Raw genomic sequence first — 13,169 nt, forward strand, 5'->3', positions numbered from 1 at the left:
TAAATATATAAGCTGCCTAGCGGAATCGAACCGCCGACCTCCGCCTTACCAAGGCGACGCTCTACCGACTGAGCCAAGGCAGCCTGCGCATTTTCGCGACTCATTTAATATAGCATATCACTGCTTTGCTTGTCAACAATTTTAAAACTATATTTTTACTTTTTTTCAGACCGGCGCTTTTCTTCCAGAAGCTGGCGTGCTTTCGCTTTGATCCGCTGCAGGGCATTGTCGATCGTCTTCGGACTTTTGTCCATAAATTCTGCAATCTTCAGATACTCCATTCCCTGTAGATGAAGATACAGCACCTTTCGCTCCAGCTTACTTAATTTTTCTTTCAGTTCCTCTTCAAATGCATTCGTATACTCTTCTCCAAGAATCATCAGCTCCGGATTACTCTCTTTCCCTGCTTCGATCGTATCTACTATGGAAAGCCCGTTCTCCTCCGGATTGTCACTGGCAGACGCGTAAATCGACACATAGGAATTGAGCGGCAGATGTTTTTTCCGCTGTGAAGCCTTAATCGCCGTATACATCTGGCGTGACACACAAAGTCCGGCAAAACTTGAAAAGCTTGCACCTTCTTTCGGATCATAATCCTGCACCGCTTTAAAAAGACCGATCATCCCCTCCTGGATCAGATCATCATTTTCTCCGCCCCACAGATACATGGCACGCGCTTGTTTGCGTACCATGTCTTTGTATTTTTCCATCAGATAATCCGTGATCTCGGTCTTACCTTCCCGAAGCAGTTCAATCAGCTGCTCATCCGTCATTTTCCCCAGATCCATTTTCATTCTCCGATTTTCCTAACTCATGCGCTGACGCACGATCTCATAGGCAAGGACACCTGCTGCCACAGACGCATTCAGGGAGTCAATATCTCCCTTCATCGGAATGGCTGCAGTCATATCACAGGTTTCTTTTACCAGACGTCCAACACCTTCGCCTTCGTTTCCGATCACCAGACCAATCGGTCCTTTCAGATTCACGCGGTACATCACATCCCCATCCATATCTGCACAGACGAACCAGAGTCCCTTTTCTTTCAGTTCTTCCATGGTTTTCACCAGATTGGTGACTTTTGCTACCGGTGTGTAATTCAGCGCACCTGCTGATGTCTTTGCAACGGTTGCAGTAAGACCTGCTGCGCGGTGCTTCGGAATGATCACACCATGCGCACCTGCAAGATTGGCAGTACGGATGATCGCGCCGAGATTATGTGGATCCTCAATATTGTCCAGAAGGATCAGGAAAGGATCTTCCCCTTTCTGTTTTGCAAGCTCCAGCATATCTTCCACCTGTGCATACTCGTAAGCCGCTGCCTGTGCAATGACCCCCTGATGTCTTCCGGTCTCTGAAATCTGGTTCAGACGTTCTTTGGTTACAAAATTCAGGATCGTATCATGCTTTTTTGCTTCTCTTACGATACTTCTGATCGGTCCGTCCTGACATCCGTCAAGAATATATACTTTGTCAATCGGTTTCCCGGAGCGAAATGCTTCCATTACTGCATTTCTTCCCTCGATCTGCTGACTGTTCATCTTTTTTTCTTCCATTCTATTTCTCCTGCTTCTTTTCTTCTTCGCATTCGCTTAAGTGATCCAGACCGATCTTGATCAGATCTGCCATTCTTTTCCATTCTCTTTTCAGGTAAAGCCATCCCATCAACGCTTCAAATCCGGTTGCACGTCGGTAATCGGTCAGTGACTGGTTCTTTGCCGGCGATACTGATTTAGCATTTCGGCCTCTTCTGTAAACAGCATGCTCTTCTTCAGTAAGCAATGGCTGAAGGGCACGCATCATCTCTGACTGGGCAGACGCCTGCACCATACTGCTTGTCTCCTGATGTAATTTTTTTACCTGTTTATTTCCTTCGCTGATCACCTTTGTCTTGATGATCAGATCATAAATGCTGTCCCCTATATAAGCCAGGGTAAGAGGTGAATAGCCTTCCGGCTCCACCTCTTTCATCTCAAGCACTTCTTTTATATAGTCAGCAATTTCAAATTCTACGCTTTTTTCCATTGTACTCCTTCTCTGGTATCCTTCAGGATAATTCCCTTTTCCAGAAGCTCGTCACGGATTGCATCGGCTCTTGCAAAATCTTTTGCTTTTCTTGCTGCCTGACGCTCTTCGATCAGTTTCTCAATATCTGCATCCAGAAGTTCTTCCTTCTTATCCAGGATCAGTCCCAGGACATCACCGAGTTTTACGATTCTGTCCAGTAATCCCCGGAGATATTCCTTTGAGCTTTCTGCTGTCGCAGTGGTATTTGCATATTTTACAAGTTCAAAGATTGCTGCGATTGCGTCTGCTGTATTGAAATCATCATCCATTGCTTTTTCAAATTCTTCTACATATGCATCAGTTTTTGAAAATGCTTCTTTTTCTTCGGCACTCATCTCTTCTGCTGCCACTGAAGCGATAAGATGTTTCAGATTATCGGTTGCATTGAGAATTCTCTCCAGACCGTTCTTGGATGCTTCCATCAGCTCTGCACTGAAGTTCAGCGGGCTTCTGTAATGTGCACTCAGCATGAAGAAACGAAGCACCTGGAGGTCATACTGCTCGCTGATCTCTCTTACCGTACGGAAGTTTCCGAGTGATTTTGACATCTTGCGGTTGTCAATGTTCAGGAATGCATTGTGCATCCAGTATCTTGCAAATTCTTTACCGTTAGCGGCTTCACTCTGTGCGATTTCATTTTCATGATGTGGGAATATCAGATCTTCTCCACCTGCATGGATATCAATCTGTTCGCCAAGATATTTCCTCGACATCACAGAACACTCAATATGCCATCCCGGACGTCCGTCTGACCATGGTGACTTCCAGAAAGGTTCTCCTTCTTTTTTCGGCTTCCAGAGTACGAAATCCAGCGGATCTTCTTTTTCATCCTCACCGCTTACCAGAAGAGAACGTCCACCGGAACGGAGATCATCCAGATTCTTGTGGGATAATTTTCCATAGTCTTTAAATTTTCTTGTGCTGAAATAAACGGTTCCGTTCTTTTCATAAGCATAACCCTTGTCGATCAGTTCAGAGATCATCTCTACCATACCGCAGATCTCCTCTGTAGCAAGCGGATGCTTGGTTGCAGGCTTTACATTCATTCCTGCCATATCTTTTTTGCACTCTGCAATATAGCGCTGTGAAATTTCCTGCGCGGATACCTGTTCTTCAATTGCCTTTTTGATGATCTTGTCATCCACATCTGTGAAGTTCGATACATAATTGACATCGTATCCTTTGTATTCAAAATAACGGCGGACGGTATCAAATACGATCATCGGTCTTGCATTACCGATATGGATGTAATTGTATACGGTCGGTCCGCAGACATACATTCTTACCTTTCCTTCTTCCAGAGGAACGAATTCTTCTTTCTTTTTCGTAAGTGTGTTAAATACTTTCATAAAGCTACTCCTTCTTTTTTCTATGCTTCCTCGATTATTTTTTCTTTCGCGAGTTTTTCTTTCAATGCTTTCAGCTCTTTCTTCAGACGGATATTGTCAGTCTGAAGCTGACGGATATCATTCAATACCGGATCTGGCAGATGGATCTGATCCAGGTCAGCACTCGGAACTTTCTGGTCACCCATGCGTACAATTCTTCCCGGGACACCGACAACGGTACAGTTCGGAGGTACTTCCTCGATAACAACAGATCCTGCTCCGATCTTGGAATTCTTTCCAATTGTAAAGGAACCGATGACCTTCGCACCGGCACTGACCATAACATTGTCTTCCAGCGTTGGATGGCGCTTACCCTGCTCTTTTCCTGTACCACCCAGGGTTACTCCCTGATACAGTGTAATATTATCACCCAGGATTGCAGTCTCGCCGATGATAACGCCACTTCCATGGTCGATAAAAAGCCCCTTTCCAATGGTTGCTCCCGGATGGATCTCAATTCCTGTCTTTCTGACACCACGCTGTGACACCCACCGTGCCAGAAAATAGTGTTTTTTCAGATACAGCTTATGTGCGATCCTGTAATGAAGCATTACCTTAAAGCTTGGATACAGAAGTACTTCTATATCCGATTTGATAGCCGGATCTCGTTCTTTTACTACTTTGATTTCTTCTTTGATATAGGAAATAACTCCCATTTCATTCACCTCTGATTTGGAATTTCCTGTGAAATAAAAAAACTCCGTCTCAAAAAGAGACGAAGTTTCCGCGGTTCCACTCTAAATTAAAAGCAGCTCTCCTGCTTTTCTCTCACGGCCTGTAACGTCTGCCACACGTACCCGGCTACTTGTAAAATCTTCACTTTCACGTTCGCCCGGTCAACTCCCGAATGCACTTCATCATCCCTGCTCCCAGATCTGCTTTCAGCCGATGACAGATCCTCTCTGATGGAACTCTGAGGATAACTACTCTTTTCGTTCTCCGTCTTTTCAGTTTCATTCATGTCTAGTACATATAGTATGCGATTTTTTCTATTTTGTCAACCCGCTTATCAGACAATCTCGTTGATAAAAACAGGAGAAAACGGCATCAATTTACTGATTTCTTCTTTGAATTCTGCTGAAAAGATCTCTTTTTCTTCCTCTTCAATCTTTTCCAGCTCTTTATAGCCAAATACAATCGATGTAAGCGCATCAATACTGATCTTCTGCACAGCATCATCTTTGCCGGTGTGTGCTGTCCTTGTCCGGACTACAAGATGTTCTTCATTGCCTTTTAGCATAAACAGACAGTTATTTTCCCGGATAATCGGATCATACAGAACAAACTCCAGATCCATCTCTTCTTTGCACACCATTGAAGACAGAAGACTTTCTACATTCAAAAGCCGTGCCATGATCAACGGTTTTTTCTTTTCTTCTTTTTTGAGGATGACTCCTGCCTTATCAAAAACATCTTCATATCCCTTTCGGAGCAATGGCTCTCTTACTGCAAGCCCATCTTCTTCATCAAAAACAAGGATTCCTCGCATCTCTCCATCCTGCTCTGCGATCAGGATTCCGCCTTTTTCACTTTCCTGTTCCTTCAAAAGGCGCATATAATAAGCTGCATCCCGTTTGGTATATACCTGTATTTTCTGTTTTTCCAGAACTTCTTCCGCAAAATCTCCCAGCTTTTTACAGTCTTTTTCCTCTGCCTTTCTGAGTCTCACGCCGGAATCGTTCTGCAATTCCACGATCTTCTGTATTGTCAGTTCTTTCCCGTCTGTTCCTTTTGCACTCCACACATCGGCTGCATAGATAAACCGGTAATTATGTGGATAGTAAATTTTCTCACTTGCGGGCATCAGGAAAAAGAATGGCATTTTTTGCTGATACAGATCTCTTGCTGTCTTGCTTAATAATTCTGCCATATAACCTCTGTGCCGATAAAGAGGCTCTGTTGCAACTGCAACAATGTATCTGCTCTCTACTGCCTTTTTCCCCATCTGTATTACATAAGGATTCAGCTGCATCATCGCCCGGATATCGTGATCTGTCTCGATCACATAGATTTCGTTATTCTTCGTCTTTTCTGTGTAATAGTAGTCCAGAAATTCTTTCGTATCTTCTGTAAATACCTGTTCCCACAGTGTTCTTGTAAGCCCACGTTCTTTCGACTTCAGTTTTTTCAGTATCTTCATTTTACTTTTTCGCCGTGCCTTTCTATTCAGACTTGATCTACATCTGTCTTGCTGCACAACCTCCACAGCCTGCGCAGCCACCTGCAGGTGCTGCTACGTCTACACTGCTGAAATTAGTCAGTTTTTCGATTGCACAGATTGCCTGTGAAGAAATTCCTTCCCCACTTCCGGTAAATCCAAGACCTTCTTCCGTCGTTGCCTTGACATTTACCTGATTCGTTTCAATATGCAGTGCTTCTGCAATATTCTTTTCCATCTGCTCGATATGTGGGCGCATCTTCGGTCTCTGCGCAATGATCGTCGCATCAATATTCTCAATTACATACATATGATCATCCAGCAGCTTTCCTACATGCTCCAGAAGCTTAATACTGGAAATTCCTTTGTATGCAGGATCTGTATCCGGAAAATGCTTTCCGATATCTCCAAGTGATGCCGCCCCAAGCAGGGCATCCATGATTGCATGCAGAAGTACGTCTGCATCCGAATGTCCAAGAAGCCCCTTTTCATATGGGATCTCCACCCCACCAAGAATCAGCTTTCTTCCTTCTGTCAGTTTATGAACATCATATCCCATTCCAACACGCATCTTCTACACTTCTCCTTCCTGTCTGTCATCTGCTTTTTTGTCGCTCTTTTCTTCCGGCACCTCTTCTGCTTTCTTATCTTCTTTGTCCTCCACAGTTTTCTTTTCTTCGTCTTTTACCGCTTCTGTATCATCTTCTGCTTTCTTTTTCTCTTTTTCACCGTCTTCCGCTTTTTCTTCAGCAGCTGTTTCTTTCCTTTCCTCTTTATCCGCAGACTTCTCTTCTTTTGTATCAGCTCCTACATGAACGTCTGCAACTCCTTTCCCTGAAGAAACCTTTTTTGCCGCTTCTTCGCCATCTTCGTTTTCTTCTGCCCCTGCAATTGTACCCTGAATTTCTGCTTTTGTCTCTTTTACGATTGTTCTTATATTCCAGATAATCGTAGCCAGTCCAAACAGTGCAAAAAATACTCCGACCAGAATAAAAAGGATCTGGTTTTTCGGTTCTCCGACAATTGTGTCCTTCACAAGTGATATGCCGGTATATACCAGATATGCGCCGATTGCAGCCATGATGATCTGCTTTGTCTTAGATGTCATATGAAAATTCCTCCGTTTTGTCGTAATCTAGGGATATTTTATCACATCTTTGGGGGATTGCATAGGTTTTGTTGGGAGGCAGGTGAAATGGTGCGGGTGTTCAGAGGGGACGCAGGAGGAGAAAAAATATCCCACCGGATTCCTTTGTCCAAACATGGAATCTGGTGGGATATTTTTTCTCCTCCTGCTGACTTTCTCTGAAAAGACGGCAGCGCTTGGGAGCGGCTGCCTGGGAAATGTTGAGTTTAAGCACCTATGCAATTGGGGATTTATCAATGGCTTTTGTATTGGAGGGGTACTTTGTTGGGAAATTTTAAGGCAATGGATCGCTTGTAGTTTAATATTTGTGAATTTTATAGTTTGAGTATAAAAGTTGGAATATGGCAAATGATATTCAGCGTTTCATGAATGATAATATAGATATAACGCAAAAAGAAGCCCCACACAAGGGCTCCTTCTTGTAGTAGCGGGAACTGGATTTGAACCAGCGACACCGCGGGTATGAACCGCGTGCTCTAGCCAACTGAGCTATCCCGCCATATGATATGTTTTTGTACCAGCTCTTCAGAGCTGTGTGCATCGCACGAAGTGCTCGTCACATTTCGCGTTCAATGTTTTCGACTTTAAAAAACTTTCTCGCGAAATGGGACCAATAGGGCTCGAACCTATGACCCTCTGCTTGTAAGGCAGATGCTCTCCCAGCTGAGCTATGATCCCATATGTTCGTCCGTTTTACAACCGACTTCGTTATTATACAATTATCTACTTCTAAATGTCAACTATTTTTTTCATTTTTTTGTTTTATTTTTACCATTTTTCATTCGATACCATTGAACAGACAAGCGCCGGAAAAAGAATCGTTTAGATTCTTTTTCCAGCGACCGCCCACACAACCTATATCATTCAACATTTTCGCATAAATCAGAAAAATCTCCGGATTGCTCCGAAGATCTTTCTGATTATATTTTACATAGAGGATATGTCTTATACAATTCCCTGAGCCTGCATTGCGTCTACAACTTTTTCAAATCCGGCAATGTTAGCACCTACTACATAGTTTCCTTCTGCTCCGTAACGTTTTGCTGCGTCTGCTGCGTTGTGGCAGATATTTACCATGATGTTCTGAAGTTTTGCATCAACTTCTTCGAATGTCCAGCTGAGACGTTCGCTGTTCTGTGACATCTCAAGTGCTGATGTGGCAACACCACCTGCATTAGAAGCTTTACCAGGTGCAAATAATACACCGTTCTCCTGCAGATACTGTGTAGCTTCCAGTGTGGTAGGCATGTTAGCTCCTTCTGCTACTGCGAAGCATCCGTTTGCAACAAGCTGTTTTGCATCTTCCAGATGAAGTTCGTTCTGTGTTGCACAAGGAAGAGCGATATCAACTTTTACTGACCATACACCGCGTCCTTCATGATATTCTGAATTTGGACGGTAGTTCTTGTATTCTGTAAGTCTTGCTCTCTTCACTTCTTTGATTTCTTTCAGTGCTGCAACATCGATTCCTTCCGGATCATAAACCCATCCTGTAGAGTCGCTGCATGTTACAACTTTTGCACCCATCTGCTGTGCTTTTTCAATTGCGTAAATAGCAACGTTACCGGCTCCGGAAACAGCAACTGTCTTGCCAGCGATGTCTTTTCCTGCAAGTTTGAGCATTTCGCGTGTAAAATACAGAAGTCCGTATCCTGTAGCTTCTGTACGTGCAAGGGATCCACCGTAGCTGAGTCCTTTACCTGTAAGAACACCTTCTGATAATCCACGGATTCTCTTGTACTGTCCATACATATATCCGATCTCTCTTGCACCTGTTCCGATATCTCCGGCCGGTACATCTGTGTCTGCTCCGATATATTTGCAAAGCTCTGTCATAAAGCTCTGGCAGAATGCCATAACTTCACGATCTGATTTTCCTTTCGGATCGAAATCTGATCCACCTTTACCTCCACCGATCGGAAGACCTGTCAGAGAGTTTTTGAAGATCTGTTCGAATCCAAGGAATTTGATAATTCCGATATTTACTGAAGGATGAAGACGCAATCCTCCTTTATATGGTCCAATTGCACTGTTAAACTGTACACGGTATCCTGTATTAACCTGAACCTGACCTTTATCATCTACCCACGGTACGCGGAATTTGATCTGTCTTTCCGGCTCAACAAGTCTTTCAAGAAGAGCGTCTCTTCTGTATTCTTCTTCATGAGCTTCTACAACTGCACGAAGAGATTCCAGAACCTCTTTTACTGCCTGATGAAATTCTGGTTCATCTGGGTTTTTCTTTACTACAAGTTCAATTACTTCATCAACATAAGACATACTACTCAATACCTCCTGAATGTTCTTTTACAAAAATGTGACTTTGCACACTTCTTTGCTAAAAAAAGAGGGACAAACAAATGTCTGTCCCTCCGGAACACCTTTGTTCTTTAACAGAGTAAAGCATTCAGGCGCCTGTGTCAAGATTTTTTTGCATATTTTTCAATTTTTATGAATTTCCACTACATTTTTGTTTCAAATACAGCTGATTTTCATTTTTTTTCTTGATACTTCTTCTCTTTTTTGCAAGTTCGTGTCGACAATCTTGCATTTTCGTCTCATTCGAAGCATTTTATTCCAGATTTCCCGTCTTATTTGAAATATTTCACACCAGATTCAAAGATCTTCATATCCTGTTCACCATAAATATTGATTGCCACGGAATCTGCACGACGTTCTGAATGTGCCATCTTACCAAGCACACGGCCATCCGGACTTGTAATACCTTCAATTGCGCGATAAGAGCCATTGACGTTCCATTCTTCGTCCATAGATACATTTCCGTCAAGGTCACAGTACTGTGTTGCAACCTGTCCGTTTGCAAAGAGCTTGTCAAGCCATTCTTCACTTGCAACAAAACGTCCCTCTCCGTGGGATGCCGGATTGGTATAAACTCCGCCAAGCTCTGCCCCCTGCAGCCATGGTGACTTGTTGGTAACAACTTTCGTGTAAACCATCTTGGAAATATGGCGTCCGATGGTATTGTAGGTCAGTGTCGGAGAATCCGGTGTCTGTCCCACAACTTCTCCGTAAGGAACCAGACCAAGTTTAACCAGTGTCTGGAATCCGTTACAAATACCAAGTACAAGACCATCTCTTTCGTTCAGAAGTTTTTCTACTGCTTCTTTGAGTTTTGCATTCTGGAATGCAGTTGCAAAGAATTTTGCTGAACCATCTGGTTCGTCACCAGCTGAGAATCCGCCCGGGAACATGATGATCTGGGATTTTGCAATTTCTTTTTCAAATGTATTCACAGAATCTACGATATCTGCTGCATCCATGTTACGGAATACTTTTGTGATGACCTTTGCACCTGCTCTTTCAAATGCTTTTGCACTGTCATACTCACAGTTTGTTCCCGGGAATACCGGAATAAATACAGTCGGCTGTGCAATCTTGTGTCCGCAGATCACAATGTCTTTTGTATCATACAGCGGAGATTCTACCTTTTCGTCAGAAGCTTCGTCAGATACCGTACGGAATACCTGTTCCAGAGTTCCTGTCCATGCATCTTCTGCTTCTTTCAGTGTGATTTCTGTATCTCCAAATGCGAATTTCGCATCATCTGTCACTTCACCGATCACAGTGTAAGAAATGGAGAGTTCTCCAACCTTGTCTGCCGGAACTTCTGCTACGATGTCACCGAATGCAGGTGCAAAAAGTTCTCTTGCATCCATGCTGTGTTCGATCTTCACACCCATTCCGTTACCGAATGCCATCTTACTGACAGCCGCGATCACTCCATGGCGGTCAAGTGCGTAAGCCGATACGATCTTTCCGTTGTGGATATCATCAGCGAACTTACCGTACTGATCCATTACCTGTTCATATACCGGAAGCTCATATTCATCTTTTTCAATCTTCATCCATACAAGTTTATTACCTGCTTTTTTCAGTTCCGGAGTAATGATATCTCCTTCTTTGGCAATGTCAACTGCAAAGGATACCAGTGTCGGCGGTACATCGATATGTTCAAATGTTCCGGACATGCTGTCCTTTCCTCCGATTGACGGAAGTCCGTAAGCAATCTGTGCCTTATATGCACCAAGCAGTGCTGCAAATGGCTGACTCCATCTTTCCGGATCCTCTGTCATTCTGCGGAAATATTCCTGGAATGTAAAACGGATCTTGCTGTAATCTCCACCACAAGCCACGATCTTAGCCATAGACTCTGTGACAGCATAGACAGCTCCGTGATACGGACTCCAGCTTGACAGATACGGATCAAATCCATAACTCATCATCGTAACGGTATCGCATTTACCATGCATAACCGGAAGCTTTGCAACCATACTCTGCGTCTCTGTCATCTGGTATTTTCCACCGTGAGGCATGAAAACTGAGCCTGCTCCGATGGATCCGTCGAACATCTCAACCAGACCTTTCTGCGAGCATACATTCAGATCTTTCAGAGTATCCAGCCATTTTTCTTTTACATCGCCAACCTCAACCTGTTTCTTAAGGATGGTATCTTCTCTTGAAGGAATATCAACTTTAACCGTTGTCTCCTGGTGTGCACCGTTGGTGTTCAGGAAGGCACGGGAAATATTTACAATCTCTTTTCCTCTCCATGAAAGAACAAGTCTCGGATCTTCGGTAACAACTGCAACCTTTACCGCCTCCAGATTCTCTTCTTTTGCATAGCCAAGGAATTCATCTACATCCTTCGGATCTACCACAACAGCCATACGCTCCTGGGATTCAGAAATTGCAATCTCTGTTCCGTCAAGACCTGCATATTTTTTCGGTACTTTGTCCAGATTGATCTGAAGACCATCTGCAAGTTCTCCGATTGCAACAGATACTCCGCCTGCTCCGAAGTCATTACACTTCTTGATCAGCTTGCTGACTTCTTCTCTGCGGAACATTCTCTGGATTTTACGTTCGGTCGGCGCATTACCCTTCTGAACCTCAGCTCCACATGTCTCGATGGATTCTTCGGTATGAACTTTGGAAGAACCGGTTGCTCCACCACAGCCATCACGTCCGGTACGTCCGCCAAGAAGAATGATGATATCTCCCGGATCCGAATTTTCACGGATAACTGCACGTCTCGGAGCAGCACCCATAACCGCACCGATCTCCATTCTCTTTGCCACATAATCCGGATGATAGATCTCTTTTACCAGTCCGGTTGCAAGTCCGATCTGATTACCATATGAGCTGTATCCGTGTGCTGCACTACGCACCAGTTTCTTCTGCGGCAGTTTTCCTTTCATCGTCTCTTTTACAGATACGGTCGGATCTGCTGCACCGGTTACACGCATTGCCTGGTATACATAAGTACGTCCTGACAGCGGGTCACGGATTGCTCCACCAAGGCAGGTAGCTGCACCACCAAATGGTTCGATCTCGGTCGGATGGTTGTGCGTCTCGTTCTTGAAGTTGACAAGCCACTCTTCTTCCACACCATCTACTTCAACCGGGACAACGATACTGCAGGCATTGATCTCATCGGATTCTTCCTGATCCTGAAGTTTGCCTTCTTTTTTCAGCTTCCGCATTGCCATCAGTGCAAGATCCATCAGGCATACAAATTTGTCTTCGCGTCCTTTAAAGATCTCACTGTGTGTCTGAAGGTATTCTTTATAAGTATCTTCCATCGGCTTTCTGTAATCGCCATCACCGAAGGATACTTCTGTAAGTTCTGTTGAGAATGTAGTATGACGGCAGTGGTCAGACCAGTAAGTATCCAGAACACGGATCTCTGTCATAGATGGATCTCTGTGTTCCTCCACTTTGAAATAATTCTGGATGTGCTGGAAATCCTTGAATGTCATAGCAAGTCCAAGAGAACTGTATAACTCTTTCAGTTCCGCTTCCGGCATATCTTTGAATCCGTCAAAAATCTTTACATCTGCAGGTTCCTCGAATTTCGTAACCAGTGTCTCCGGTTTTTCAAGTCCTGTCTCTCTGGAATCCACCGGGTTGATGCAGTGTGCCTTGATAGCTTCCATCTCTTCTTCGCTGATCTCACCTTCGATCACATAAGTGGTCGCTGTCTTGATAACCGGCAGCTCATCCTCTTTGATAAACTGTACGCACTGAACAGCAGAATCTGCTCTCTGGTCAAACTGTCCAGGAAGAAATTCTACAGAAAAAATGTGGTCACTTTCTTCGCGCGGGAAGTCCTCTCTGTAAAGCACATCTACCGGTGGTTCTGCAAACACACCGTTGCATGCTCTTTCAAATGTTGCATCAGAAAGATTTTCCACATCATAGCGGATCAGTACACGTACATTCTTCACCGTCTTAATTCCAAGATAACTCTTCACCTCATGGCGAAGTTCTTTAGCCTGTACTGCAAATTCTGGTTTTTTCTCCACATATACACGTTTTACGCCCATAATTTCCTCCATTAGCTTTGATAGTAATATTGAAACCGCATGCCTTGATCCGGCATAACGGC

General features: G+C 43.9%; 10 protein-coding genes, 3 tRNA genes and 1 other annotated feature. All 13 genes read right to left on the reverse strand.

Annotation, left to right across the window (positions count from 1 at the left end; genetic code table 11):
* Window positions 1-10 precede the first annotated feature (10 nt).
* Window positions 11-83 (reverse strand) — tRNA-Thr (locus NQ556_RS10575).
* Window positions 84-155: 72 nt separating this feature from the next.
* Entirely contained in the window at window positions 156-794 is a 639-nt protein-coding gene (locus tag NQ556_RS10580; protein ID WP_008374769.1) for a sigma-70 family RNA polymerase sigma factor, read from the reverse strand.
* Between the two features lie 12 nt (window positions 795-806).
* Window positions 807-1,556, reverse strand: coding sequence for a 23S rRNA (guanosine(2251)-2'-O)-methyltransferase RlmB (gene rlmB / locus NQ556_RS10585; protein WP_008374767.1), 750 nt, complete (start codon window positions 1,554-1,556; stop codon window positions 807-809).
* A 1-nt stretch (window position 1,557) separates the two neighbouring features.
* Complete coding sequence (locus NQ556_RS10590) at window positions 1,558-2,025, reverse strand: Mini-ribonuclease 3 (RefSeq protein ID WP_022220552.1); 468 nt, start codon at window positions 2,023-2,025, stop codon at window positions 1,558-1,560.
* Window positions 2,010-3,416: a cysteine--tRNA ligase gene (gene cysS, locus NQ556_RS10595; RefSeq protein ID WP_055157591.1), complete on the reverse strand. Its 1,407-nt coding sequence runs from the start codon at window positions 3,414-3,416 to the stop codon at window positions 2,010-2,012. Before cysS ends, NQ556_RS10590 begins: the two co-directional genes overlap by 16 nt.
* A gap of 20 nt (window positions 3,417-3,436) precedes the next feature.
* Complete coding sequence (gene epsC / locus NQ556_RS10600; RefSeq protein ID WP_008374760.1) at window positions 3,437-4,111, reverse strand: serine O-acetyltransferase EpsC; 675 nt, start codon at window positions 4,109-4,111, stop codon at window positions 3,437-3,439.
* A 52-nt stretch (window positions 4,112-4,163) separates the two neighbouring features.
* Window positions 4,164-4,404 (reverse strand) — a binding site (T-box leader).
* Between the two features lie 60 nt (window positions 4,405-4,464).
* A complete protein-coding gene (locus NQ556_RS10605; RefSeq protein ID WP_008374757.1) occupies window positions 4,465-5,595 on the reverse strand; it encodes a GNAT family N-acetyltransferase in 1,131 nt (376 codons plus the stop codon).
* 37 nt (window positions 5,596-5,632) lie between these two features.
* Complete coding sequence (ispF, locus tag NQ556_RS10610; protein WP_008374755.1) at window positions 5,633-6,184, reverse strand: 2-C-methyl-D-erythritol 2,4-cyclodiphosphate synthase; 552 nt, start codon at window positions 6,182-6,184, stop codon at window positions 5,633-5,635.
* 3 nt (window positions 6,185-6,187) lie between these two features.
* Window positions 6,188-6,721, reverse strand: a complete 534-nt coding sequence (locus tag NQ556_RS10615; RefSeq protein WP_008374754.1) for a hypothetical protein — start codon at window positions 6,719-6,721, stop codon at window positions 6,188-6,190.
* Window positions 6,722-7,185: 464 nt separating this feature from the next.
* Window positions 7,186-7,259: transfer RNA gene (locus tag NQ556_RS10620), tRNA-Met, on the reverse strand.
* 106 nt (window positions 7,260-7,365) lie between these two features.
* Window positions 7,366-7,438 (reverse strand) — tRNA-Val (locus tag NQ556_RS10625).
* Between the two features lie 267 nt (window positions 7,439-7,705).
* The gene (gene gdhA, locus NQ556_RS10630; RefSeq protein ID WP_008374749.1) at window positions 7,706-9,040 is read right to left on the reverse strand and encodes an NADP-specific glutamate dehydrogenase; all 1,335 of its coding nucleotides are present in this window, start codon (window positions 9,038-9,040) and stop codon (window positions 7,706-7,708) included.
* A 311-nt stretch (window positions 9,041-9,351) separates the two neighbouring features.
* Window positions 9,352-13,110: a phosphoribosylformylglycinamidine synthase gene (locus tag NQ556_RS10635; protein WP_173699820.1), complete on the reverse strand. Its 3,759-nt coding sequence runs from the start codon at window positions 13,108-13,110 to the stop codon at window positions 9,352-9,354.
* Window positions 13,111-13,169: the final 59 nt, after the last annotated feature.

Origin of the sequence: Coprococcus comes ATCC 27758, from assembly GCF_025149785.1 — a bacterium.
GTDB classification, from domain to species: domain Bacteria; phylum Bacillota; class Clostridia; order Lachnospirales; family Lachnospiraceae; genus Allocoprococcus; species Allocoprococcus comes.

Coding starts and splice junctions, on each gene's coding strand:
- NQ556_RS10580 (WP_008374769.1), bottom strand. CDS start 794: ATGAAAATGGATCTGGGGAAAATGACGGATGAGCAGCTGATTGAACTG.
- rlmB (WP_008374767.1), bottom strand. CDS start 1,556: ATGGAAGAAAAAAAGATGAACAGTCAGCAGATCGAGGGAAGAAATGCA.
- NQ556_RS10590 (WP_022220552.1), bottom strand. CDS start 2,025: ATGGAAAAAAGCGTAGAATTTGAAATTGCTGACTATATAAAAGAAGTG.
- cysS (WP_055157591.1), bottom strand. CDS start 3,416: ATGAAAGTATTTAACACACTTACGAAAAAGAAAGAAGAATTCGTTCCT.
- epsC (WP_008374760.1), bottom strand. CDS start 4,111: ATGGGAGTTATTTCCTATATCAAAGAAGAAATCAAAGTAGTAAAAGAA.
- NQ556_RS10605 (WP_008374757.1), bottom strand. CDS start 5,595: ATGAAGATACTGAAAAAACTGAAGTCGAAAGAACGTGGGCTTACAAGA.
- ispF (WP_008374755.1), bottom strand. CDS start 6,184: ATGCGTGTTGGAATGGGATATGATGTTCATAAACTGACAGAAGGAAGA.
- NQ556_RS10615 (WP_008374754.1), bottom strand. CDS start 6,721: ATGACATCTAAGACAAAGCAGATCATCATGGCTGCAATCGGCGCATAT.
- gdhA (WP_008374749.1), bottom strand. CDS start 9,040: ATGTCTTATGTTGATGAAGTAATTGAACTTGTAGTAAAGAAAAACCCA.